This window comes from Streptosporangium amethystogenes subsp. fukuiense (genome assembly GCF_042665875.1).
In the GTDB taxonomy this organism is placed as follows: domain Bacteria; phylum Actinomycetota; class Actinomycetes; order Streptosporangiales; family Streptosporangiaceae; genus Streptosporangium; species Streptosporangium fukuiense.
In genome coordinates, this window is the sequence record NZ_JBHTEE010000001.1 from 10,017,726 (window position 1) to 10,042,301 (window position 24,576).

At 72.4% G+C, this 24,576-nt stretch carries 19 protein-coding genes; 9 read left to right on the forward strand and 10 right to left on the reverse strand.

What is annotated here, in order from left to right; all coding sequences use genetic code 11:
- Window positions 1-4 precede the first annotated feature (4 nt).
- The 7 genes from ACFQVD_RS44475 to ACFQVD_RS44505 form a co-directional block, all read right to left on the reverse strand.
- Window positions 5-1,024 (reverse strand): phenylacetaldoxime dehydratase family protein, encoded by a 1,020-nt coding sequence (locus ACFQVD_RS44475; protein ID WP_343967024.1) that lies wholly within the window; start codon window positions 1,022-1,024, stop codon window positions 5-7.
- Window positions 1,025-1,248: 224 nt separating this feature from the next.
- Window positions 1,249-1,377 carry a hypothetical protein gene (locus ACFQVD_RS44480; protein ID WP_343967026.1) on the reverse strand — a complete coding sequence of 43 codons (129 nt, stop codon included), beginning with the start codon at window positions 1,375-1,377 and terminating at the stop codon, window positions 1,249-1,251.
- Between the two features lie 64 nt (window positions 1,378-1,441).
- On the reverse strand, window positions 1,442-1,570 hold the full coding sequence (locus ACFQVD_RS44485) for an ALQxL family class IV lanthipeptide (protein ID WP_343967028.1): 129 nt from the start codon (window positions 1,568-1,570) through the stop codon (window positions 1,442-1,444).
- Between the two features lie 67 nt (window positions 1,571-1,637).
- Window positions 1,638-1,769, reverse strand: a complete 132-nt coding sequence (locus ACFQVD_RS44490; RefSeq protein ID WP_343967030.1) for an ALQxL family class IV lanthipeptide — start codon at window positions 1,767-1,769, stop codon at window positions 1,638-1,640.
- A gap of 90 nt (window positions 1,770-1,859) precedes the next feature.
- Window positions 1,860-2,807: a cytochrome P450 gene (locus ACFQVD_RS44495; protein WP_343967032.1), complete on the reverse strand. Its 948-nt coding sequence runs from the start codon at window positions 2,805-2,807 to the stop codon at window positions 1,860-1,862.
- A 326-nt stretch (window positions 2,808-3,133) separates the two neighbouring features.
- Entirely contained in the window at window positions 3,134-3,871 is a 738-nt protein-coding gene (locus ACFQVD_RS44500; protein WP_343967034.1) for a GNAT family N-acetyltransferase, read from the reverse strand.
- Window positions 3,868-4,596 carry an iron-containing redox enzyme family protein gene (locus ACFQVD_RS44505; RefSeq protein WP_343967036.1) on the reverse strand — a complete coding sequence of 243 codons (729 nt, stop codon included), beginning with the start codon at window positions 4,594-4,596 and terminating at the stop codon, window positions 3,868-3,870. The genes ACFQVD_RS44500 and ACFQVD_RS44505 overlap by 4 nt, the downstream gene beginning before the upstream one ends.
- 254 nt (window positions 4,597-4,850) lie before the next feature.
- On the opposite strand from ACFQVD_RS44505, the gene lanL reads away from it, so the two are divergent.
- The 6 genes from lanL (at window position 4,851) to ACFQVD_RS44535 (ending at window position 14,387) form a co-directional block, all read left to right on the forward strand.
- The gene (gene lanL, locus ACFQVD_RS44510; RefSeq protein ID WP_343967038.1) at window positions 4,851-7,634 is read left to right on the forward strand and encodes a class IV lanthionine synthetase LanL; all 2,784 of its coding nucleotides are present in this window, start codon (window positions 4,851-4,853) and stop codon (window positions 7,632-7,634) included.
- On the forward strand, window positions 7,634-9,454 hold the full coding sequence (locus ACFQVD_RS44515; RefSeq protein WP_364154924.1) for an alpha/beta hydrolase family protein: 1,821 nt from the start codon (window positions 7,634-7,636) through the stop codon (window positions 9,452-9,454). Before lanL ends, ACFQVD_RS44515 begins: the two co-directional genes overlap by 1 nt.
- Window positions 9,455-9,569: 115 nt before the next feature.
- Window positions 9,570-9,686 carry an ALQxL family class IV lanthipeptide gene (locus ACFQVD_RS44520; RefSeq protein WP_343967042.1) on the forward strand — a complete coding sequence of 39 codons (117 nt, stop codon included), beginning with the start codon at window positions 9,570-9,572 and terminating at the stop codon, window positions 9,684-9,686.
- Window positions 9,687-9,721: 35 nt separating this feature from the next.
- Window positions 9,722-11,458, forward strand: coding sequence for an ABC transporter ATP-binding protein (locus tag ACFQVD_RS44525; RefSeq protein ID WP_364154926.1), 1,737 nt, complete (start codon window positions 9,722-9,724; stop codon window positions 11,456-11,458).
- Window positions 11,440-13,344: an ABC transporter ATP-binding protein gene (locus ACFQVD_RS44530; RefSeq protein WP_343967047.1), complete on the forward strand. Its 1,905-nt coding sequence runs from the start codon at window positions 11,440-11,442 to the stop codon at window positions 13,342-13,344. The genes ACFQVD_RS44525 and ACFQVD_RS44530 overlap by 19 nt, the downstream gene beginning before the upstream one ends.
- Window positions 13,341-14,387 carry a radical SAM protein gene (locus tag ACFQVD_RS44535; protein WP_343967049.1) on the forward strand — a complete coding sequence of 349 codons (1,047 nt, stop codon included), beginning with the start codon at window positions 13,341-13,343 and terminating at the stop codon, window positions 14,385-14,387. Before ACFQVD_RS44530 ends, ACFQVD_RS44535 begins: the two co-directional genes overlap by 4 nt.
- A 99-nt stretch (window positions 14,388-14,486) precedes the next feature.
- On the opposite strand, the gene ACFQVD_RS44540 is transcribed toward ACFQVD_RS44535, so the two are convergent.
- Window positions 14,487-17,846 (reverse strand): BTAD domain-containing putative transcriptional regulator, encoded by a 3,360-nt coding sequence (locus ACFQVD_RS44540; protein WP_364154929.1) that lies wholly within the window; start codon window positions 17,844-17,846, stop codon window positions 14,487-14,489.
- Window positions 17,847-18,269: 423 nt separating this feature from the next.
- The gene (locus ACFQVD_RS44545; RefSeq protein WP_343982790.1) at window positions 18,270-19,163 is read right to left on the reverse strand and encodes a carbohydrate kinase family protein; all 894 of its coding nucleotides are present in this window, start codon (window positions 19,161-19,163) and stop codon (window positions 18,270-18,272) included.
- Between the two features lie 187 nt (window positions 19,164-19,350).
- On the opposite strand from ACFQVD_RS44545, the gene ACFQVD_RS44550 reads away from it, so the two are divergent.
- Window positions 19,351-21,969, forward strand: coding sequence for a bifunctional acetate--CoA ligase family protein/GNAT family N-acetyltransferase (locus ACFQVD_RS44550; RefSeq protein WP_343982794.1), 2,619 nt, complete (start codon window positions 19,351-19,353; stop codon window positions 21,967-21,969).
- A gap of 51 nt (window positions 21,970-22,020) precedes the next feature.
- Here the strand turns inward: ACFQVD_RS44550 and ACFQVD_RS44555 are convergent, their stop codons facing one another.
- Entirely contained in the window at window positions 22,021-22,539 is a 519-nt protein-coding gene (locus ACFQVD_RS44555) for a hypothetical protein (RefSeq protein ID WP_343982797.1), read from the reverse strand.
- Window positions 22,540-22,862: 323 nt separating this feature from the next.
- Here ACFQVD_RS44555 and ACFQVD_RS44560 point away from each other — a divergent pair, with 323 nt between their 5' ends.
- Both ACFQVD_RS44560 and ACFQVD_RS44565 read left to right on the forward strand, forming a co-directional pair.
- Window positions 22,863-23,456, forward strand: a complete 594-nt coding sequence (locus tag ACFQVD_RS44560; RefSeq protein WP_030920184.1) for a DUF5998 family protein — start codon at window positions 22,863-22,865, stop codon at window positions 23,454-23,456.
- The gene (locus tag ACFQVD_RS44565) at window positions 23,453-24,568 is read left to right on the forward strand and encodes an alkaline phosphatase family protein (RefSeq protein ID WP_343982829.1); all 1,116 of its coding nucleotides are present in this window, start codon (window positions 23,453-23,455) and stop codon (window positions 24,566-24,568) included. Before ACFQVD_RS44560 ends, ACFQVD_RS44565 begins: the two co-directional genes overlap by 4 nt.
- The last annotated feature ends 8 nt before the right edge of the window (window positions 24,569-24,576 follow it).

The window sequence follows — 24,576 nt, forward strand, 5'->3', positions numbered from 1 at the left end:
CTCGTCAGCTCGGCACCCGGATCGACGCCGGGAAGTAGGGCAGCAGGCCGGTCCGCTCGTGGCAGTTGAGGTACTCCATGAGGGCGCCCTCCGGCACCACGTAGACCTCGTGGCCGAGCGTCACATGGATGTCGGGGGCGAACCGGGCGATCAGCTCACCGGCGCTCTTGTAGATCGCGAGGTGCGTCGGATGGCTGTGCGTCCACCGCTCAAGGTGGGACAGGCTCAGGAACCAGGCCAGAGTGGCGGTCTGCACCTTGGTGTCGTTCGACACGGTCAGGTCGGCGAGGCGGGCGGACAGGCAGCCCGCCTCTCGGGGATTGGCGGTGAGGTAGTCGACGCCTTGCCGGTAGACGGGCAGGACGCGCTGTTCGAACCAGGCGCGTTCCTCGTCAGGGCAGTGCGTCCAGCCCTGCGGGCTGCGAATGAAGCACAGGTTCGCCGGCGTGGCCACGACCAGATGACGACCGGCCGAATCCACCCGCTCCGTCTCCACCGGCTCGGCCTCGCCGGCCAGCCCTCCGTCTTCGGCGGCGGCGATGCGGTCCCGCATCGCTCCGGAGTAGGAATGGTAGATGTTCAGCGCCGTGGGAAACCGCGAGGCGAGACCCCATGACGGGGAGTCGTACGAGTACGACGTCTCGAAGTGATCCACCGGTGCCCGCAGCACCTCCGTCCACAGACCGATCGGCCCGCCTTTCGCGGTCAGGTCCGGGTCGGCCCAGGAATCGAGCGGGTGCTCGGCGGACCATGCCTTCTCGGCCTCGGCGTCCAGCCAGTACGCCAGGACGATGTCGTTGACGTGACCGAGCGCGTCGACGTGGACGGCGCGCTCGTACGTCACGGGGGCGTGCGCGCCGTCCAGTGCGGCGACGATGCCCGACATCACGCCGGCCGCCTCCTCCTCCGCCGCCCGATGCTGAACGGCCAGCTGGCGCAGGGTGACGCCGGTCAGGTCCTCGGGCAGGCGCAGGCTGTACGCCGGGTAGGGGTTGCGAAATCCGTCAGGCCGGATTTTCGTCATGAGGTTGCCCTCTCAGGCCGGGGTCGACCGTCTTCGAAGTTGGCTGCGAACGGGCGCGCCGCACGCGGGCGGCCCGATCGAGGTGGGGATGGTGCCTGCGGTGAAGTCGTGGACCTCACCGCAGGCGGAGCGTTCGTTCCGCGTCGGCCGAGCCGTCTTCCTTGTCGGTGCACGGGTGCCCGCCTGGCGGGAACACGCCACTCGGCCGGCCGGTCACGCGGGGCCTAGTAGTTGGTGGACCCGCAGGTGAACGTGGCGCAGGAACGGTAGCTCTGGCAGGTGATGTCGCATGGGTAAAGGTGGCTCTCCGCCTGGGCGGGGAGCATGTCCAGAACCTGGACGTCGAGCTCCATCGTGATTTTCCTTTCGTGGCCTACGGCTTTACGGAAATCCGCTGTGACCCGGGCAAGCGGATCGCTAGAAACCGTTGGTGTTCAGGCAGGTGATGAGGGTGATGCAGCTGCGCTTCAAGCAGGTGATTTCGCATGGGTACAGCCGGCTCTCCTGGGCGGGGAGCATGTCCAGGGCCTGGACGTCGAGTTCCATCGTCGATCTCCTTCGGAGAACGTTTCGCGGGAATCCGCGCCGATTCGCCGACGCGGATCGCCGTGGGCTAGAGGCCGGTCGTGATGGTGGTGATGTCGGTGAGACAGCTCCACTTGAGGCAGGTGACGCCGAGGCACGGCATAAGGGAGCTCTCCGCCTGGGCGGGGAGCATGTCCAGAGCCTGGATGTCGAGTTCCATCGTGATCTTCCTTCCGTTGGGGAAAGACCTCCGCCGGTGATGCGGGGTCTCGATGTCCGCCGGTGAGGCCGGCGGAGTCCGTGAGCGCGGTCAGCGATCAAGAATCAGAGGCAGGAAGGCGGGCCCGCGCACGATCAGGTTCGGCTTGTACTCGATGTCGGCGCGGTCGACGGCCAGCGACATCGCCGGGAACCGTTCCAGCGTCTTGGTGAGGAGTGTCCTGGTGTTCCGGCGGGCCAGTTGCGCGCCGAGGCAGCGGTGAATGCCGTGCCCGAACGCCAGATGGCGCTTGTCCTCCCGGAGGATGTCGAATCTGTCGGGATCCGGATAGCGAGCGGGGTCGCGGTGCGCGGATCCGACGAGAAGCAGGACCGTCTCCTGTGCCGCCACCGGCACTCCGCCGATCTTCACGTCCTCGGTGGGGAAGCGCCAGAAGGACGACGCCTGGGGGCCGTCGTATCTGAGCACCTCCTCGATCGCGGCATCGGCGAGCCCGAGGTCCCGGCGGAGCAGCGCGAGCTGGTCCGGGTGATCCAGCAAGGCCAGGAAGATGTCGCCGACCATGGCGATGGTCGACTCGTACCCCGCCACGACGAGCCCGAGCACCGTGGCGAGCAGTTCGTCTTCGCCGAGCAGGCCAGGCCCGCGGCTCGCCTCGATCAACTCCGTCAGCAGGTCGGAGCCCGGATCCTTCTTCTTGTGGGCGATGAGGTCGCCCGAGTACGCGATCAGTGATTCCATGGCCTCGGCCGCCAGATGGCGATGGGCCGGGTCGGCGGTGAATATCAGGTCCCCCCACTCGCGGAGCGAGACGCTGTCACCGGGGGGAGCCCCCAGCACGGCGCAGATCACCTGCACCGCGAGCGGGGCGGCGATCGCGTCCAGCAGGTCCACCGGCTCCTTCGCCGGTACGGCGTCGAGGAGGGAATCCGTTATCGACCGCATGGCCGTCTGCCACTGCGCGATGCGCCGTTCGGTGAAGGTCGCGGCCGCCAGTTTCCGAATCCGGGTGTGGTCCGGGGGATCCAGATTCAGCATGGTGCGCGACCCGACCGTGTCGCCGCCGAACGCCAGTCCGGCCTTGTGGAAATTGACTGGCGCCTTCGCGTAGTCGCTGCTGAGGCGGGGGTCGGCGAAGCACTCCTTGACGTCCTCGTACCGGCTGACCAGCCAGACGTCGACATCGGTGAACGGAATGGTCGTGCGGCAGACGGGGTGGTTTTCGCGCAGCAGTTTGTAGGTGGGATACGGATTTCGAAAGAATTCCGGACTGAAAACGGGGAGCGTGCTCAGCTTCCCAGCCCTTTCTCAGGTTACGGCGGATGCCGGGCCGCGCAGTGCGGCCCGGCACGGCGTCGGATATGTCACAGCGGGACGCGAGTGGCTTCGGCGCGTGGCAGGTCGACGAGGTGGCGCCGCAGTCGCGCCGCGACGGCCTCGAACTCGTAGGCCCCTTCGGACACCCGATGCGCGAGCACGCGCACGGTGTCCCGGTAGTGCGCGGAGTACCGTTCTGTGCCGGGGCAGGGGAGCCAGCCAAGGCGGCCGAACAGCGTGTCCTGCCCGTCGTCGGTACCGGAGGTGCAGAGCATGATCGAGGCGCCGAGGGCCTGGCCGGCCGCCATCACCGCGGCCACCATCCGCGCCCCCAGTCCCCGGCCCCGCGTCCACGGTGCGACGACGAGCCGCCCGGCCTCGAAGAGCGAGGCGGGGTCGGCACCGATCTCGGCGAGCAGCCGGGTGTACGCCTGCTCGCCGAGATGCTCCCGGACCTGGAACCGGGCGGCTGCGCCGGGGGGCGCCAGGCGGACGCAGGCGGCGAGTTCCTCCCGGTCCGGCACGTACGCGGTCAGGTGGAACGCGTCGAGATCGAGATCCTGCGGATCGTCGAACTCCGCGTCTCCGACCTGGAAACCGGGCCTGCGGCCCCGGTCGTAGAAGACCTCGGCGCGGAAGCGGCGGATCTCCGCGAGCCAGTCCGCGGCCGGCTCGCCGGCGGACTGCCTGCGAACCCGTAGCTCAGCGGTGTGAGCGTGCGTGCTCACACCGCTGCGTTCACCGGCGGCACGGCGCGGCGCGGCGCCGGTGAACGCGAGGTTCACGCGCTGACCCGTTCGGCTTCCAGGTCGCCCTGCGCCAGCCCCATGCATTCCGCCATGAAGGCGGCGTAGGACGCCAGCGCGGCCTTGCCGGTCTCCACCATCGTGCCCAGATGCTCGGGGGATTCCGTCAGGATGCCGTCGAGCTGGCGTTGGTTGAAGGCGGTGTGGCCGGCGTCAAGTTCCACGTGCTCTGCCAGGAAGCTGTAGCAGGAGGTGTCGGGGCCGAAGATCCGCCGGCAGTTGGCCTGCAGGATGGGTCCGATGGTGATCGAGAGCCGTTCGATCTCGTATTCGATGGCGAGCTGGGCGAACGGCACGGGACCGGCGATGACCTGCTCGTGGAGCTTGCCGTAGAAGCCGGCGCTGGCCAGCGGAGGCTGGGCGAGGAGCGCGTCGGCGTCGACAGGGCCGCCAAAGCGCTCCTCCCACCAGTTCGCGATGGCCTTCGTGTCGTCGACCATCATCCGGTCGTGACCGGCCTCCGCGCGGGCATGCGCCTTGAGCGCCTTTCCGAGCCGGTCCATGCCCAGCTCGGCGCACCGTTCGCCCGCACCGGCGATCCAGCGCTCGACGTCATGCGTCATGTGAACGCCGTGTGCGTTGTACCGCAGCATCCACCGTGCGAAAAGCCGGTCCTCGCAGCCGACGGAGAACAGTGGGGCTATGGCCGGATCGACCGTGAGCCCCTGACGGCTTTCCTCGAGCGCTGCCTCGTACTCGTCCAACTTGGTGCTCAACGACCTCTCCTCTGGGGTTCGGGGAGTTGCTGGTGTGTTCCTGACGATGCCGAAGACAATCGAGGGGTTCTTACCGGCCGCTTAGCCGCTCTTAACGCGCACCCCGGCACTGGCCGGCCCACGGGCGTGGAGACCTTAAGACCACCATTAGGCGCCGCTGACAGGCTGGCCCGCGTCCGGAGGATCACACCAATGGCTCGGCACCGGCCCATGCCGGAGAACACGAATGGAGATTCGGCGTCGTGAGTGAACGTGGCTCGGCGGGGGACGGCGTCTCCGGCGCAGACCGTTACGTCCTGGAGGACATCGCCCGTGCGACATTGCGCCGCATAGCGGGTGGTAGGGACTCGATGCCCGGGATCGATGGCGTCCCGGACTGGGATTTCCACGTTGATTCGCCCTGGACGTACGTGACTCCGGCCGGCGCGACCACGCGGGCGCAGGGTTGGAAGCTGCATGTGGCGGCGACGCCGTTGTCGGCTTCGGTGGTGCTGGCGCGCGCGGTGCGGGTGCTGGGGCGCCGCCGTTGCCCCTTCAAGTACGCCACCGACCTCGACGAACTGGGCCGGCTCGTGGCGCGCAACCAGGACCGTGGGTCGGTGGGCAAGTTCATCACGGTCTACCCGCCCGACGACGCGAGCGCGGTGGAGATCGCGGAGGAACTGCACGAGGCCACCTACGGCCTGCCGGGCGCGCCGATCCTCTCCGACCGGATCTACCGGCCGGGCAGCCTGGTCTACTACCGCCTGGGGGTGTTCTCGGCGCCCAGCGTGCTCGACAACGACGGCTCCTACGCCTCCCGGCTGACCGCGCCCGACGGTACCCAGGCGCTCGATGAGCGCAACGCGTGGTACTCCCCGCCGGCCTGGGCGGAGTGTCCCTTCGAGTCGGGTCAGGCTCCGGTGCGGACCACGGCGCCGCAGGCGGTGCTGCTGGCCGATCGGTTCGTGGTGCGCGAGGCCATCCGGCACGGCGCCAAGGGCGGGGTGTTCCTGGCGGAGGACCGCGCGGACGACGGCCAGGTGGTGATCAAGCAGGCGCGTCCACACCTGGGCGCCGGGCTCGACGGCACCGACGAGCGGGACCGGATGCGCCACGAGGCGCGCATGCTGGAGATCTTCGGACCGCTGGGCGTCACGGCGCGCAAGGTGCTCCTCTTCGAACAGAACGACAACCTGTTCCTGGCGCAGGAACACATCGCGGGCACCCCGCTGAACGGCTGGGAGGCCTCCAAGGACGACCGGCCCGGCGCCGTGCTGGGCGTCCTGCGCCGGATGGCCACGCTGGTCGCCGTCGTGCACGAACAGGGCCATGTGCTGCGTGACCTGACGCCCAACAACATCATGGTGACGGAGGACGGCGACTGCCGCCTGATCGACCTGGAGATGGCCGCCGTGCCCGGCACGGTGGCCGGGCGCGCGTTCACTCCCGGTTACGCGCCGCCCGAGCAGGTGAACTCCGCCCTGTACGCTCCCGCACTCGGCGTGGAGGCCGACCTGTACGCGCTCGGGGCGACGACGTTGTTCACGGCCACCTCCTGCCAGCCGCCCCACCTGCGGGACCGGCCCGCCGACGCGCGGTCCTGGGACGAGCGGGTGGAGACGGTGGTGCGGGTGGCGGCCGCGGGTGACCCGCTGGCCACCGCGCTGTCCCCGCTGATCCTGGGCCTGATGCGCGAGGATCCCGCGCAGCGCTGGGACCTGCCGCGGGTGCGGGAGTTCCTGGAGAACGTGGACGTCGCCGCCCTGGGGCCCGCTACCCGGACCGCCGGCTTCCGCCTGGGCGCGGCCGAGCAGGACCGTCTGCTCCACGACGGGCTCACCTACACGTTACGCACCATGTCACCCGGCAGCGGTGAGCAGCCGGTCGCCCGCCTGTGGCCCAACTGGGGCTTCGGCCTGACCTCCGACCCGTGCGCCGTCCAGTACGGCTCCGCCGGGGTGATGGCGCTGTGGGCCGCCGTGCTGGACCCCGCCCGGGCGGACGGCGCGCTGCCGCCGGACACCCGGGCCAGCCTGACCGCTGCCCTGCTGGACGCGGCGGACTGGACGGTGCGGCGGCTGGCGCGCGAGCAGCGCCCCTCCCCGGGGCTGTACTTCGGCCGGGCGGGCATCGCCGTGGCCCTGCACGACGCCGGCCGCGCGCTCGACAAGGAGAGCCTGCGCACCGCCGGTGTGGAGCTGGGGCTGGACCTGCCGGTCGCCTGGCCCAACCCGGACATCTGCCATGGCGCGGCCGGGACGGGGACGGCCCTGCTGCACCTGTGGCGCGCCACCGGCGACACACGCTTCCGGGACCAGGCGGACGCTTGCGCCGATGGCCTGCTCAAGGCGGCGCGGCGGACCCCGGACGGCATACTGTGGCCCATCCCCGCGGACTTCGCCTCCGCGCTGGCGGGTGCGGAGCACTACGGCTTCGCGCACGGCGTCGCCGGGGTCGGCGCGTACCTGCTGGCCGCCGGGGTCGCGCTCGACCGGGACGACTGCCTGGAGACCGCCCTGCTCGCCGGGGAGACCCTGCTCGGCGTGGCCGACTACCACGGGGAGAGCGCCTGGTGGGCCGAGGGCCCGGGCGGCGGGGCGAAGCTGCCGCACTGGTGCAACGGCTCCTCCGGCGTCGGTACCTACCTGGTGCGTCTGTACGCGGCGACCGGGGACCAGCGCTTCCGGGACGCCGCCCACGCGGCCGCGCTGGCCGTCCACGGCAGCCGGCTGGCCTCGGGGACGGCCGCGTGTCACGGGATCGCCGGCGACGGACAGTTCCTGCTGGACATGGCCGACCTGCTCGGCGAGCGCGCCTACCACGACCAGGCGGAGGAACTGGCGGCGTCCCTGTGGGCACGCGCCGTCCTGCGCGACGGGCTCATGGTGGTGCCCGACGAGCTCTCCGGCGAGGACATCTCCGTCGCCTGGAACACCGGGCTGGCCGGGGTACTGGACTTCCTGCACCGGCTGCGGCACGGCGGTCCGCGCCGGTGGATGGCCGAGACGGGCGCCGAGGTGTGGACGCGCGGCGGCGAGGCGTGATGACCTCCGAGACGGTGAGCCCGGCCGCCGCGGCGGCCGACGGGCGGCAGCGGTCGTTCGTCCACCGGCTGAACTTCCGTTTCTCCCCCGGAGGGAGGTATGCCGCCTGCCTGGCCGCCGACGACCGCGACCCCGCGATGTATCCGGAGCTGTGGGACCTCACCGGTCCCGAGCCCCGGCCTCGGGCGGTGCGCACCCGGGACGGCGAGACCGCGGCGAGCGTGCCGCTGCCCACGGACGACGGCGGCCTGCTGCTGTGCCGGTCCGGCGCCTACGGCTCGCGGCTCACCTTCGCCGAGTCCCGTGCCGAGGGCGGGCGGCCGGTCGAGGAGACCGAGCTGATCGCCGTCCGAAGAGGCGGTCTGCGGCTCCTCCCCGGCACGGCACGGACTTCCACCCTGGTGCTGGAGATGGACGGGGAGGGGGGCACCGCGGTGTGGCGCCTGCCCGGCGGGGCCGTGCCGCCGGAACAGATCACCCGGGTGCCGCACCCGATCGGCGGAGCGGTCTGGCTCGACGAGCGCGGGCACACCCTGGCGCTGGCCGCCGCCGATCCGGGTGCGGGCACCGTGGTCCTGGATCTGGCGCGCGGCACCATCACGTCCCTCGGCCTGCCCGACGGCGAGCACCTGCTGCTGGCCGCGCCCCGCGGCGGGGTGCTGCTGACCGCCGCGCCGAGCGGTGGCGGCTACCGGCTCGGCGTGCGCCGCCTCGGCGACCCGGCGCCGACGGTCTTCCCGGACCGGCTGAACGCCGTCGAGGGCAGCGTGGCCCCGCTGGCGCTGGACCCCACCGGGCGGCTCCTGGCCCTGTCGGTCACCCGCCGTGCCCGCTCCCACCTGCTGGTCCATGATCTGACGGCGGACGCCCCCGGCGAGATCGAGCTGCCGCCCGGCGCCCTGCATCCGATGGCCCACTGGTCCGACGCCGGCCTGCATCTGGTGCACAGCGCCGCCGACCGCCCGACGGGCGTCATCACGATCCCGGACCCGTCCCGGCCGCGCGTCCTCGCCGCGACCGGCGAGCACTGGTCCGGGTGGGCCTCGCCGCGGGCGAGGGAGTATCCGGCGCCGGCGGGCAGCACGGAGGCCGTCGTGTACGGCGATCCGGCCGACGACCCGCGCCTGGTGGTGGCGCTGCACGGCGGCCCCGAGGCCGCGTGGCAGCTCAGCTTCGACCCGCTGTTCCAGCGCCTGGCCGCCGAGGAGATCGCGGTGGTGGCGCCCAACCAGCGGGGCAGCACCGGCTACGGCGCGGCACACCGCGAGGGCATCCAGGGTGTCTGGGGCGGTCCCGACCTCGCCGACATCCTGCGGCTGGGCCGCCACCTGGCGGCCGGGCGCGGCCCGGGCCGGCCGCGGCCCATGCTCTACGGCGCGAGCTACGGCGGATACCTGGCACTGCTGGCCGCGGCGGCGGAGCCGGACCTGTGGGAGCGAGCCGTGGCCGTCGCGCCGTTCCTGTCCGGCCGGCTGCTCTACGAGGACGGGCCGGCCTCGGTCCGCAACCTGATCGACCGGCTGGGCGGGTGCGAGGAGATCCACGATGACGACCTCGGGCCGCGCGACCTGCTCCGGCTGGCCGACCGCATCCGGCTGCCGCTGCTCATCGTGCACGGCGAGCACGACCCGATCATCCCGGTCGGCCACTCCCGCCGCCTGCACGAGCGGTTGCGGCGAACCCGCCGAGCCGACGCCGAGCCGGTGACCTACCTGGAGGTTCCCGGCGCGGGCCACGACCCGCTGTCCGACATCGGCGGGCATGCCGTCAGGGAGCGTGTGCTCGGCTTCCTGCGCGGCGGACAGGACCGCGCCGGCTGAGGCGTGAGCCGCCGAACCGGTTCCCCGGGACGCGCGTTCCGGTTGTGCCCTTCCGTCGGCCGGACGGTACCCAAGCCGCCTCGACCCGGCGGCGTGAGAGAAGAAAGGAAAACCGATGGAACTCGACATCACCGCTCTTGACCTGCTCCCGGCCGCCCAGGAGACCAGGCTGTATCCCTGCGGGTGCACCTGCACGTTGCCGAGCTTCATAACCGGTATCGCGGCCCTCTAATGCCGGACCAAGCCTCGGATTCCCACGCCGGGCAGGTGACACGGCGGGACGGTGATCGCCTCCTCGCCGCCACCGCGCGCGGCCTCTGGGCGCCCCTGGCGGTGACCGCGGCGGCCGTCGCCCTGTCGACGGCCGCCGCCCTGGCCCTGCCGGCCGCGCTGGCCACCGCCGTGGACGGCGTGGTGTCCGGCGAGGGCGCGCGAGCCGCCGGGTTCCTCGCGCTCGTCTTGGCCGTCGCCACCTGCGCCGATCTCATCGGCGCCATCGCCGGCGCGGCGACCAACGCGTCCGCGACGGCGTCCCTGCGCCTGCGCTTCACCTCCCACCTTCTCCGGCTCGACGCCGCCGGCGCCCGCCGTTTCCCGACCGGGGAACTGGCCAACCGGCTGGTGAGCAACACGGCGAGCGCCGGGCGCGTACCGCTCACCCTGCTGTACACGGTCGCCGAGATCATCAGCACGAGCGGCGGCATCGTCATGCTGCTGGTGACCGACTGGCGCTCGGGCGTCGCCTTCCTGATCGGGGTACCCGTCGCGCTGGTGATCGTGCGGCTCTTCGTCAACCGGCTGTCCGGGGTGTACGAGCGGTATCAGAGCGCGCACGGGCGTCTGGCCGCGCGCCTGACCGACACCCTGGCCGGCATCCGCACGGTGCGGGCGTCCGGCACCGCCGATCGCGAGATCACCCGGGTGCTGAGCCCGCTGACCGACCTGTCGGACGCCGGTCACGCCATGTGGCGGGCCCAGGCGCGGGGCGTCTGGCAGATCACCCTGCTGCTGCCCGTCATCGAGGTGCTCGTGCTCACCGTGGCCGGGCTCGGCGTCACCGACGGCCGGTTGCAGCCGGGGCAGTTGCTCGCCGTGGCCGGCTACGCGGCGATGGGCGTGGGCTTCATCGAACAGGTCGACGCGCTCCTGGGGGTCGCCGAGGCCCGCGCCGCGGCCCGCCGCATCCAGGAGGTCCTCGTGCTGCCGCCCCTCGTGCCCGGCACCCGCCCGCTGCCGGACGGCCCCGGTGCGCTGTCGTTCCGCGGCGTCACCGTGACCCGCGAGGGCTCCCATCTTCTCGACGCCATCGATCTGGACGTTCCCCCGGGAGCGCTGACCGCCCTGGTCGGGCCGTCCGGGGCGGGCAAGAGCACCCTGGCCATGCTGGCCGGGCGGCTGCTGGACCCCGAGCGCGGGCAGGTGCTGCTGGACGGCTGCGACCTCGCCGATGTGGCTCCGGAGGCGTTGAACGGCGCGGTCGCCTACGCCTTCGAACGCCCCGTCCTGCTGGGCGGCGACCTCGCCTCGGCCATCGCCTACGGCAGGCCCGCGCTCGGCCGAGACAGCGTCCGCGAGGCCGCGCGGGCCGCACATGTCGACGATGTCATCCGCCGCCTGCCCGAGGGCTACGACACCCCCGCCGCCACCGCCCCGCTGTCCGGCGGGGAGTTCCAGCGGCTGGGCCTGGCCCGCGCCATGGTGCGGCGGGCCCGCCTGACCGTGCTGGACGACGCCACGTCCAGCCTGGACACCGCGACCGAGGCCCAGGTGACCCGCACGCTGGTCGAGGGCATGCGCGGGACCACCCGCCTGGTCATCGCCCACCGCGCGGCCACCGCCGCCCGCGCCGACCACGTGGTGTGGCTGGACGGCGGCCGGATCCGGGGTCGGGGCACGCACCGGGCGCTGTGGCAGGACCCGGCGTACCGCGCCCTGTTCGCCGTCGGCCCAGACCCCCGCGACGACAGCTCATGGAGTGAGGAATCGTGCCCGGCTCGGCTGTGACCCCCGCATCCGCCCCGCCCACGGCGGCGCTCGTCCTCCGCCTGGGAGAGGACGGGCATCCCCCCGGCGGGTTCCGGCTGCTGCTCACGTTGCTGCGCCCCCGCAGGCGGCCTCTGGCCTTCGCCCTGGCCTGGGCCCTGGTGGAGGCCGTCCCGGGACTGCTGTCCGGGCTGCTCGTCGCCGGTGCCATCGACGACGGCTTCCTCGCCGGACGCCCGGAGACCGGCCTGGCCTGGCTCGGCCTGCTCGCGATCGCGATGCTGCTCAAGACAGCGGCCACGCGACTGATGTTCCCCCACCTGGCCGCGGTGGTGGAGCCGCTGCGCGACGACCTCGTGCGCGCCGTCGTCACGGCCACGGTGACCCGCGCCGCCCGCGGGGACAGGCCGGACACCGCCGCCGTCAGCCGTCTCACCGGGCAGGTGGAGACGCTGCGGAACCTGGTGTCCGCACTGCTGCGCACCACGCACGGGCTGGGCATCTCGCTGATCGCCGCGCTGGCCGGGCTGCTGGTGCTCTCGCCCCTGGCCGCGGCCATCGTCGCCGGGCCCGTGCTGGTGGCGGTGGCGGTGTGCGTCTGGCTGCTGCGGGTGCTGCTGGTCCGGCAGCGACGGCTGATCCTCGCCGACGAGACGCTCACCGCCGAGGCGACCCCGATCCTGGAGGGCACGCGTGACATCGCCGCCTGCGGGGCGCGCGAGCAGGCGTACGCCACCGTGCGGGCCGCGGTGGACGCCCATGCCGCGGCCACGCACGCCCTGGCCCGGGCCGGCGTGTTCCGGCGGCTGATCGTCGCCATCGGCGCCCACCTGCCGCTGCTCGGCCTGGTCATCGCCGCTGAGCCGCTGACGCGGCAGGGGCATCTGAGCGTGGGCGAGGTCGTCGGCGCGGTGACCTACCTGGTGACCGGCCTGCAGCCCGCCCTGCAGTCGCTGACCGGCATCCTCTCGAGCTGGGGCGTGGCCCTCGCCGTCACCCTGCGCCGCATCGCCGAGACCATCGCGGTGCCCGCCGACGACGCGCCCGCCGCCGCCGCACCGTTCGGCGTCGCACCGTTCGGCACCACCCACCCGGCCGACGTGCCCGCTCCGCCGTTCGGCACCGGCTCGCCCGCCGGTTGCGAACTGCGGGCCAAAGGGCTGGGCTTCGCCTACGCCCCCCAGGCCACGCCCGTGGTGCACGACCTCGACCTGGTGGTACCAGAGGGGGACCACCTGACCGTGGTCGGCCCCAGCGGCATCGGCAAGTCCACCCTGTCCCTGCTGCTCACCGGGCTGCGGCGGCCGACCGGCGGGGAGATCCTGCTCGGCGGGCTCCCGCTGGAGGCGATAGCGGAACGCGGCCTGCGCTCCATGATGGCGCTCGTGCCCCAGGAGGCGTACGTCTTCGCCGGCACGGTCCGGGAGAATCTCGGTTACCTGTGCCCGGCCGGCACCGTGGACGCCTGGCTGCGCGAAGCCGCGGACCGGGTGGGCGCGTGGGCGCTCGTCGAACGGCTCGGCGGCCTCAACGCCGAGATCGACGAACCCGGCGCGCTGTCGGCCGGAGAGCGGCAACTGATCGCCCTGGCACGGACCTACGCCTCCCCGGCCCGCCTGGTCGTCCTGGACGAGGCGACCTGTCATCTCGATCCCGCCGCCGAGGCGAAGGCCGAGAACGCGTTCGCCGCCCGGCCCGGCACCCTCATCGTCATCGCGCACCGCATCAGCTCCGCGATCCGAGCCCGGCGCATCCTGCTGATGGACGGCACCGCCGCCCACACCGGGACCCACGCGGACCTGCTGACCCGCTCCCCCCTGTACGCCGACCTGGTCGGGCACTGGACGAACGACCGAGCGCCCGGTGCCCATCCCGGGCATCCGCTCTCGACGAGGAGGTTCTCATGAGCGCCCCTGTGAACAAGCCCACCGACATCATCTGGGACGTCACCTACGCCTGCCCCCTGCGCTGCATCCACTGCTACTCCGAGTCGGGCAGGCGCCCGGCCCGGCAGCTGAGCCACGGCGACATGCTGCGGCTCGCCGACGCGATCATCGCCATGCGCCCGGACTCGGTGGAGTTCGCGGGCGGCGAACCCCTGGTGGTCAAGGGGATCCACGAGGTCGCCGGACACATCGGCCGGGCGGGGATCGCCGTCAACCTCTACACCGGCGGATGGACACTCACCCCCGAGACCGCCGAGGAGGCGGCCCAGGTGTTCCAGCGGATCACCGTCAGCATCGACGGGGCCGACGCGGAGGTGCACGACCGGGTACGGGGCAGGGCCGGCTCCTTCGATCGCACGATGAACGCCCTGGCCCTGCTGGACGCCATCGCCGCCCGGCGCGCGGCAGAGGGCGGCACTCCGCTGATCTTCGGAATCGACTGCTCGGTGTTGCGGAGCAATTTCCACCAGCTGGCGGAGTTCTGCACCGACATCGCCCCCCGGTTCCCGCGAATGCGCTTCCTCAACCTGGCCGCCGCGGTGCCGGCCGGGCTGGCCGGTCGGCCCGGCTTCGCCGAGACCGAACTGCTCGACAACGAGGAGCTCGGCACCCTGACCGGCGAGGAGTACACCGAGCGGCTGCGGTCACTGGCACCGGCGTCGCTGACGGTGACCACCTCCGACAACTTCATCCTGATGATGCACCCCGGCTTCGTCGCGAGCCATGGTTTCCCGCTGATGCAGATCGAGCCCGACGGCGAGGTGCGCGCCATGCCGATCTACGAGGGGTGTGTGGGAAACCTGCTGACCGAGGCGCCGGAGGTGCTCTGGCGGCGTGCCGTCGAGCGGTGGAGCGATCCCTTCGTGGTCGAGACGCTGTCCCAGGTGCGCTCCATGACCGACTGGGCCGAGGCGGTCCGGCGTATCGACCGCCGGTTCGGATCCCCGGAGGTGCTCGCGCGCATCGACCGCCGCCCGCTGTGGCCGGCCGCGCAGCCCGTGTGAGCCCGGGGCCGCACCCGGCCCCGCTGTCCGTGGGCGTGGCCCCGGCGGTGGTCGCCGCGGCGACCCCGACGATGGCCGCCGCGGTGGCCACCGCGGCGGCTACGGTGGCGTCGGGCGTCCGGGGGCCGGGACGGTCTCGCCGAGGGCGGCGGCGAGCAGGCCCAGGAAGTGGTCGACGGGACCGATGCAGGCCACCGCGGATCCGCCCGAGATCCGCCCGGCGTAGGGCAGCAGCTTTCTCCAGGTCGCCCGGCATGCCGGCAGGTCGCCGACGGCGGCCTGGGCCGCGCCCTGCAGACAGGTCATGGTCAGCCACGACCAGTCCATCGGCGGGGCCGGCCATCCTTTCCGGGCCAGGGCCCGGGCCTCGTCCAGGCGGCCCTGGGCGCACAGTTCCAGCACCCGGGCGTCGTGGTCCACGCTGGGGTGGATGCCGGCGATCTGGTCGATCAACGGTCCGGCGTCGGCGATGGCGCCGCGCTGGTAGCACAGCATGAGGCGGCCGTTCGCCACGACCGCGCCCGCGTACCACATGCCGAGCCGCTGGGCCTGGTGTTCGGCATCGTCGTACAGGGTGTCGGCCTCGTCGAACCGGCCGGCCAGGGCGAGCCGGTTGGCCCGCCACATGGTGTGCTGGAACCGCGGCCACGGGAGTTGCAGCTGGTCCAACATGACATCGCAGCGTGCGGCGGCCCGGTCCGCCCCCTCCAGATCGGACATCTCCAGCTTGTAGTGGGTGTCCATCATGTGGGCGAGCAGTTCGAATCCCGGCGCCCCGGTGCTCAGCGCGAGCCCGTGCAGCTCGTCGGTGATCTCCATGAGCTCGCCGATGCGGGTCGCCTGCGGCACGGACAGCGCGCGGGCGTTGAGCGCTCGCATGAGCAGGTGCGCGTCACCGATCCGGCGCGCCATCGCGACCGCCTCGGCGGACAGGGAGAGGCAGCGAGGGTTTCCGGCGCCGCCGTCGTACAGTTCCTGGGCCAGGCCGCCCAGCAGCAACGCCCGCTCGGCGCTGTCGGTCTCGGGCAGCTGTCGCAGGGTCTGCTCGAACTGCTCCACCAGCCGCAGTTCCACCGGCTCGTACGGGTTGCGCAGCGTCCAGATGGCCGGGGCGTCCAGTGCGGTGAGGGCACGGGCGGTCAGCTCGGGGCCCGCTCCGGCGCGGCCGGCGACCCGCAGGGCCTGCGCGCGGGCCTGGCGGGCGCCCATCGCGTCTCCCGCCTCCAGCAGGGCGCGCACCTGCTGGAGCAGGAGCTCCACGTGTTCGGCGGGATCGCCGCCACAGGCGCCGTGCGCGGTGACGGCCCGGCCCCACCAGGTGGCGGCCTCCTCGTAGGCCGCGCAGGAACTCGCCTGCCGGGCCATCGCGCGGGCCCAGTGCGCCGTCTCCCGGTACGCCGCCGGGCCCGCCTCCACCGAGTGGTGGGCGATGGTCGTCACATCGGCGCTCGGCTTGGCCGACAGCGCGGCCATCACCTCCCGGTGGATCATCGCCTTCCGCAGCGGCGGGACGTCGCGGATCAGGGTCTCCCTGACCAGATCATGGACGAATGTCATGCACCCGTCGCCGGTGACGATCAGCTCGGCCTGCGCGGCCCGATCCAGCAGACCGTAGGCGTACGTCGCGCCCGGCTCCGAAGCCTGGCACACCTCCGCGACCAGGCCGGGATCGAAGCTCCTGCCGATCACCGCGGCGATGCCGAGCACCTCGGTGGTCTGCGGCCCGAGCATGGCCAGCCGTTGCCTGATCAGATCGGCCACCGCGTCCGGCACGATGTCCAGGTCCTGGCCCTGGGCCAGCAGGCGGGCGCTCTCACAGACGAAGAACGGGTTGCCGCCGGTCCGCTCGGCCAGCCTCTCGGCCGCGGGGCCGTCCACCTTGCCGCCCAGCTCCTCGGCGAGGGTCCGAACCTCGCTGGTGGTCAGGCCGCTCAGCCGGATGCGCACCAGATCGTAACGAGCGAGATGGTAGAGGACCTCGTCCACCGAGAGCTTGAAGGCATCGTTCGGGGAGGCGCCGGGGTGCCCCGTCAGGTCGCGGTACGCCGCCTCGCGGAACGCGGTGACCAGGGTCAGCGAGACGTCCCTGGCCTGCGCCCCGGACAGCAGGACGACGTTCCGGAGCAGTTCGAGCGTGGCGGAGTCGGCCCAGTGCAGGTCGTCCAGGATGATCACCAGAGGCCGAAGCCGCGCGGCCTCGATGAGCCACTGCGCGATGAGCTGGTTGCTGTGGCGCGACGCCGTCCCGGGTGCGCCGGTGAGCCGATCGTCGCTCAGCAGTCCCCCCAGCGCCTGGCGATCCGGGGGCGGGACGGACTCGGCCAGCGCGCGCAGCACCTGCAGCCACGGCCACAGCGGCGGCACCCCTTCTCCCTCGTGGCAGCGCCCCCACAGCACCAGGTAGCCGAGATCGGCGCAGTCGTCGCGGAACGCCTGCAGCAGCCGGGTCTTGCCGATGCCGGGCTCACCGCTGATCGCGGCGGTCACCATGCCGTTCCGGTCCATCCGGATGGGGAGGGTCGTCAACGTCGCGAGCTGCCGATCCCGCCCGATCAGATGCACGTGGGCCGGCCCCGGCGGGGAGACCTCGGCGGACACGGGAGGCCAGGGGGGACGCGGCAGCGAGGCGGGCTCGGGCGGAAAGGTGAGCGACCGCGACTGCTGGAGGATGTCCTTCTCCAGCGCCTGCAGTTCGGGGCCCGGATCGAGGCCGAGTTGTTCGGCGATGACCTTCCGCGCCCGGCGCAGCGTGGCCAGCGCGTCGGCCTGCCGGCCGCTGCGGTAGCGGGCCAGGGCGAGCAACCACCACAGCCGCTCGCGAAGCGGATGTTCCCCGATCTCGGACTCCAGCTCGTGGATCACCGCCTGCGGGCGGCCGAGATCCAGCAACGCCCGGGCCCGGCGCTCGACCGCGGTCAGGCGCACCTCGTACAGGCGGTTCACCTCGGCGATCGCCCACAGCTCGCCGGCGAACTCGCCGTAGGGCAGGCCGCGCCACAACCGCAGCGCCTCCTCCAGGAGGGTGAGCGACTCCGCGGGCGGGCGCTGTTCCGCGTCGGAGACGAGCCTGCCGAAGCGCAGCGCGTCGATGTTCGCGGTGGCGAGCATGTAGCCGGGCCGCCGGGCGACCAGCAGCCGCGGCGGGGTGCGCGGGGCCCGGTCCGGTTCGATCGCCCGGCGCAGGTTCGACACGTGGACATGGATCGAGGCCAGCGCGTTCACCGGCGGCGCGCCGTGATACAGATCCTCGATCAGGGTGTCCGTGGAGACGACCGTACCCGCCGCGGCCACCAGCCGGGCCAGGACGGCTCGCTGCCGCGGACCGCCGAGGCTGACGGAGTCCTCGGCGGCATAGACCTCGAAGGGGCCCAGAACCCGGAACTCGACGCTCCGCTCGTCGTCTGGTCGCCCGTACCTCTCGATCCCGCTTTCCGAGTGCTCCGCTTCGCTGCCCCGCACACTGCCTCCTGGCGAAGAGTGGTTCACCACCTTGTCCCATGGTCGCCGGAAACCCGTCTCCGCCTCGTCACTCGTGCGGCGGATTTCGGCTCAGTCGAAAGTGGGACGCTCTCCGTCCCCGTATTGTGTTTCCCCTGCGACCGGTGCAGGGAAAGAGCTGTCCGGAGCCTGCCTGCCGCCGGAGCCGAAAACAGGTTGAGGCCGCATCGGGTCGCGCCGGTCTTGTTCGACACCGGCACGCGGTCGTCTTCCGGCGGCGTGCACGCCGCGATCGGCTCTTCCGGTTCCCGCCACCGGTCGGCGTGCCCGACCGGTGACGATCACGAACCGCACGGCCGTACTCTGTCGCGGGGCTACTCGCTCGGCGGCCGGGGCCAGGGGAGAAGACCGCCGAATCGGGCCTGTTCGGCCAGGCGGACCCGGTCAGAGGCGGGGGCGGGCGCCCAGGTGCGAGATGGCCCGGGAGGCCAGGTGGCAGCCGGAGGCCAGGGCCTCGGCCGGGGGCTTGCCGCCGAGCCAGGCCGGCAGGAAGCCCGCGGTGAAGGCGTCACCGGCACCGGTGCCGTCGACCACGCGTTCCACGCTCCCGGCGGGAACCTTGATCGGGTCGGGGCGGTTGTTGCCGTACCAGAGCGCTCCCTCGTCGCGGAGCTTGACGACCACCTGCGGGAACCAGGCGGTGAGGACCTTGGCGGCGGCGGCGGGATCGTCGCGGCCGGTGAGGACCTTCGCCTGGTCGGCGTTGGCGAACAGCAGCTTGGCGCTCTGCGTCCACTCCAGGAAGGGTTCGGCGCCGGTGCGCTCCAGGGGAGCGGAGGAGGAGCAGTCGACCGAGACGGACATCCCGGAGCGGCGAGCCATCTCCAGCGCCGCCATGCCGGCGTCGCGGGAACCCTCGTTGATCAGCGTGTAGCCGGACAGGTGCAGGTGCCCGCCCTGGGAGAACAGGTCGCGGGGCAGATCCTCGGGGGACAGGGCCGCGTTCGCGCCGGGGTCGGACAGCATGGTGCGCTCGCCCTTGTGGGTGACGAGCACCACGCAGGTGCCGGTCGGTCGCTCGGGATCCATGACGAGGCGGGCGTCGACGCCGTAGCCCATCAGCTCCATGTCGCGGTTACGACCGGTGATGTCGGCGCCGCGCCGCCCGATGAAGGCGACCTCCGTGCCCTCGACGGCGAGCCAGGAGGCGATATTGGCCCCTGAACCACCGCCGTGCATGGTGACGACCGCCGGTGTGTCGCTGGCCCTCGCCAACGGGTAGCGAGCTCTCGCGACCGCGTCGGTCATGAGATCGCCCACCACGACCACCCGCGTCATGATGTCACCACCTTGCTGCCTTCGATGCCGACGTGCCTCTAGCCGTACCTCTAGTCGCGAAAAACTTAACAGCTTCCGGCCAGGGTGTGGGGTCTTGACCAGACACCGGACCATAGTCGATGCACAAGCGTTGCGTGAATTCGTGCCGCTGGTCCGTCTTGTGAGATTCGCGTCTACTCTCGGGGCTGTGGAGGCTGCTCAGTACCCTGCTCACTGGGAGGCGGACGTCGTCCTGTCGGATGGCGGAACCGCCCACGTACGCCCGATTCGGCCCGCCGACGCCGACCGGTTGCGTTCCTTCTACAGCCGGCTGTCCGCCGAGTCGATCTACTTCCGCTTCTTCGGCCCCCGGCCGCGGCTGTCGGATCGGGAGATCACCTGGTTCACCAACGTCGACTACGTGGACCGCGTGGCGTTGATCGCCACGATCGGCACTGAGATGGTGGGGGTCATCCGCTATGACCGGATCGAACCCGGTGAGGCGGAGGTCGCCTTCCTCGTCGAGGACGCCCACCAGGGCCGGGGGGTCGCCTCGGTGCTCCTCGAACACCTGGCCGCCACCGCCAGGGAGCGGGGGATCGCCCGCTTCGTCGCCGATGTGCTGCCCGCCAACCAGAAGATGATGGCGGTCCTCAAACAGGTCGGCTACACCGCGCAGAGCAGTTTCGCCGACGGCGTGGTCCGGATGACCCTCGACCTCACCCCGACCGAGACCGCCCAGGAGGTGACCGCCTCCCGTGAGCACCGCGCCGAGTCCCGTTCGATCGAGCGCCTGCTCTCGCCGGGCTCGGTGGCGGTCGTCGGAGCGGGCCGCGAGCCGGGCGGCGTCGGCCAGACCGTGCTGCGCAACCTGCTCGGCGCCGATTTCACCGGTCCGGTCTACCCCGTGCACCGCGAGGTGCGGGCCGTGGCGGGGGTGCGGGCCTACCCGAGTGTGACGGACATCGACGGGGAGGTGGACCTCGCCGTTCTCGCCGTACCCGCCGACGGGGTGATCGACGTGGTCAAGGAGTGCGCGGAGAAGGGGGTGCGCGGGCTGATCGTGGTCTCCTCCGGGTTCGGTGAGACCGGCCCCGAGGGGCGGGCCAGGCAGGACGAGATGGTGCGCATCGCCCGCGCGTACGGCCTGCGGGTCGTCGGCCCCAACTGCCTCGGCGTCGCCAATACCGACCCATCGGTACGGCTGAACGCCACGCTCGCCGCCACCCTCCCCGAGCGCGGCAGGGTCGGCTTCTTCAGCCAGTCCGGAGCCCTGGGCACCGCACTGCTGCAGCGGGTGGCCCAGCGGGGCATGGGCATCTCCTCGTTCGTCTCCGCGGGTAACCGTGCCGACGTGTCGGGCAACGACCTGCTCCAGTACTGGGAGGAGGATCCGCGGACCGACGTGATCCTGCTCTACCTGGAGTCGCTGGGAAACCCCCGCAAGTTCGCCCGCCTCGCGCGGCGCATCTCGCGCCGCAAGCCGATCGTGGTCGTCAAGAGCGGCGGCACCACCCAGGGTGTGCCCACCGGTCACGCCGCGCCCGTGCTCGGCCTGCCGGACACCGCGCTCAGCGCGCTGTTCGAGCAGGCGGGGGTGATCAGGGTGGACGACCTGATCCAGCAGTTCGACGTGGCGCAGCTGCTGGCCTACCAGCCGCTGCCCGCCGGGCCCAGGGTCGGCCTGGTCGGCAACTCCGACGCGATGGCGCTGCTGGCGGCCGACGCCTGCGTGCGGGTCGGCCTGGAGCCCCGCCCGCCGGTCAACCTGGGCGCCCGGGCGGGTGCCGCCGAGTTCGGCGCGGCCCTGGCCTCGGTGCTCCCGGATGTGGACGCGGTGGTCGCGATCTACATGCCGCCCATCCCGGGCAACGCCGAAGAGGTCGGCGCCGAACTGCTGCGCGTCTCTCGCGGCTGCGGCAAACCGGTGCTGGCCATCTTCGAGGGCAAGATCGGCATGCTCGGGGAACTCCGGGTCGGCGCCACCCCCGAGCGGGGCTCCATCCCCTCGTACACGGCGCCGGAGGAGGCGGTCCGCGCGCTCGCCCACGTCGTGCGGCACGCGCGCTGGCTGGAGCAGCCCGCGGGGGTGCCCGAGGAGATCGAGGGAGTGGACACCGGCGCGGCGCGGAGCCTCGTGCTCGCCGCTCTCGGCGACGCCCCGGCCGAGATGGACGCCTCGCGGCTGCTCGCCTGCTACGGGGTGGAGGTCTGGCCGTCGGAGACGGTGACCTCGCCCCAGGAGGCGGTCGACGCCGCGACCGGGCTCGGCTGGCCGGTGGTGCTGAAGGCAGCGGGGTCCGAGGCGGCCAAGCGCGCCGGGACCGTGCGCCTGGGACTGTCGGGACCCGACGGGGTACGTGACGCCTACGCCGACCTGACGCGCCAACTCGAACCCGAGGCCGTGCTCACGGTGCAGCGGATGGCTCCGCAGCCCGCGGTGCCGACCGTGGCCGGTGTGATGGAGGACCCCGCCTTCGGCGCGGTCGTCTCCTTCGGGCTCGGCGAGATCACCGCGCGGCTGCTGCGCGACGAGGCGTACCGGCTGGCCCCGCTGACCCGCGAGGACGCGGCGGCACTGGTCAGGTCGCCGCGCGCCGCCCCCCTGCTCCTCGGCGAGTACGGCTACCCGCCGGTCGCGGTCGAGGCGCTGGAGGACCTGTTGATCCGGCTCGGGCGGCTGGCGGACGATCTCCCCGAGGTGGCGCGGCTCACCCTCGACCCGGTGCTGGTGGGGGAGTCGGGGGTGACCGTGCTGGGCGCCCGGGTCGTGCTCCGCAGCCACGAGGGACCGCGTCCCGACGGCGGCCCCCGGCGCCTCGGCTAGCGTGCTCTCCCGCGGTCCACGACAGGAGAGCACGGCGTACCCCGGCCTCGGTCAGGTCGCGGGCGTCGCGGGGACGATCTGGACCGTGCTGGCGACGGTGGCGGCCGCAGGGCGGGTCCCGGTGGGGACGGCCACGGCCTGGACCGCCCTGCCGGAGGCGGTCAGCGTGCCGGTGGCGTCCCCCGCCACGGCCACGCCGACCGTGATCCGGGGAAGCTGGAAGCCGGGGGAGGCCAGCTCACGCGTTTCGCAGCCGATGTCGCCGGCCGTGATCCGGCATCTCCAGCCCGCGCCGGAGGCCCGCACCGGGGTCAGGCCCGCGGGGAAGCGGTAGGTGACCTCGGTCGGATACCCGATCCCGGCGGAGGCGGGGTCGGCGGTGACGTCCATGGAGAACGTGCCGGTGCCCCCCGCCTCGAACGGGCCGTCATGGACCGTGGTGAGGATCAGGTCGCCGGGGAACCTCGCTCCCGGGGCGGGCGACGCGCCCATGACGGCCGCCACGACGGCCGCCGTGACGGTCAGCACGAGACCGGTTCGTCGCGTCGGATCTTGACGTTCGTCGGTCATATTTCCTCATCCCCCGATTCCACCGGAAATCCACCGCTTCCAATTTCGATGCGGTGAAAAACATTCTTGGATATGCGAAACAGGCGCCGAACGCGGTGAACCGCCCGCCGTCGCGGCTTGGGACGGCAGACGCGCCACCGCCACTGCTCCCGGTAGCCCCGAAAGGATCACGCCAAACCGATCGAAGGGGAAAGACGAGGGCCGGTGCGGACGTCCTCGCGGCCGGGAAGGGGCCCCGGTGGGCCGGATCACGATTTGCATCGCCTGCCAAAGGTCGCGCGCTCCCGGTGAAAGCGCTGCCCCGGACAGGGCAGGATGGACCCATGAGGGAAACCCGACTCTCGTCCGCCGGCCTGCGCGACGCCATCGACCGCAGTGGCTACTATCCCGATCTGGTCGCCGACGCGGTCGAGTCCGCGCTCGGCAAGGAGCAGGTGGGCGCCTACGTCGTGCATCACGAGGCCACCTTCGACCCGGCCATGGAGGTGCGCAGGCACGTCACGGTGCTGGTGCTCTCACCCACCCGGCTACTCGTCTGCCACACCGACGAGCACCCGCCCGTGGAGGGGGTGTCGGCGTCACACGCCTCCACGACCACCGAGGCCGTGCGGCTCAGCCGGATCCAGTCGGTCGCGGTCACCAGGGTCGTCCCCGACCCCGCCTCCTACGTGCCGGGCGTGCCGCCCACGGAGGTCACGCTCACCATCGGCTGGGGCGCCATCTCCCACGTCGACCTGGAGCCGGCCACCTGCGGCGACGAGAACTGCGAGGCCGACCACGGATACACCGGCGCCATCACGGCCGACGACCTCTCCCTGCGGGTGAGCGAGGCGGCCGACGGACCGGAGGCCGTCTCCCACGTACTGGCCTTCGCCAAGGCGCTGTCAGAGGCGACGGCCCGCACGGCCGCCTCGTGAGGGCAAAGGTCCCCGCGTACGGCACGGCCACTCTCGCGGACCTCTCCTCCTCACTGCTGGCCGCGGTCGGGATGGACGGCGACAACCCCCTGGGCCTCGCCCCGGCCGAGCGGGTTCTGCTGTTCCTCGTCGACGGCATGGGCGCCGAACTGCTCCGCGCTCACCCGGAGACCGCGCCGTTCATGTCCGCCATGCTCGACAGGGTGCTCGCCGCGGGCTTCCCCGCCACGACCGCGACCAGCCTGGCCACGCTCGGCACCGGCCTGCCGCCGGGCGAGCACGGCATGCTCAGCTGCCAGCTCGCCGTGCCCGGCGCAGGCTACCTGCTCAACTGCCTGCGCTGGACCGCCTCCGGCCCCGTGGTCCCGCCCAACGAGTGGCAGCCGAACCCGACCGTCTACGAGCGCGTGGCGGCGGCCGGAATCCCCGTCAGCTACGTCGGCCCCTCCAAATTCGAGGCCACCGGTTTCAACATGGCGGTCCAGCGTGGTGTGCGCTTCATCGGAGCCGACGAGGTCGACGACCGGATCGCCGGGGTTCGTCACGCGCTGGCCGAGCCCCGGGCCCACGTCACGGTCTACTACGGCGACCTCGACCTCACCGGCCACGTGAGCGGCTGGGGCACCCCGGCCTGGCTCCACCAGCTCGCCCTGGTCGACCGGATGGCCGAGCGACTGGCCGACACGCTCCCACCCGGTTCCGCGATGTACGTCACCGCCGACCACGGCATGGTCAACGCCACCGAGTACGTCGACGTCGACGCCGTTCCCGAGCTTCGCCAGGGCGTCGCCCTGCTCGGTGGGGAGGCCAGGGCCCGCCACATCTACACCGACCCCGGCGCCGCAGAGGCGGTTCTCGACACCTGGCGTGAGGTTCTCGCCGGAAAGGCATGGGTGACGTCCCGGGAGGAGGCGGTGGAATCCGGCTGGTTCGGGCCGCGGATCCGCTCCGAGTGGCTGCCCAGAATCGGGGATGTCCTCGCCGTCCCGTACACCGACTGCGTCATCATCGCCTCGGCCGCCCAGCCGCACGAGGCGGGACTCGTCGGCTTCCACGGCTCGCTGACACCCGCCGAGCAGCACGTCCCCCTCCTGGAGGTGAGCAGCAGGTAGGCCCGCCG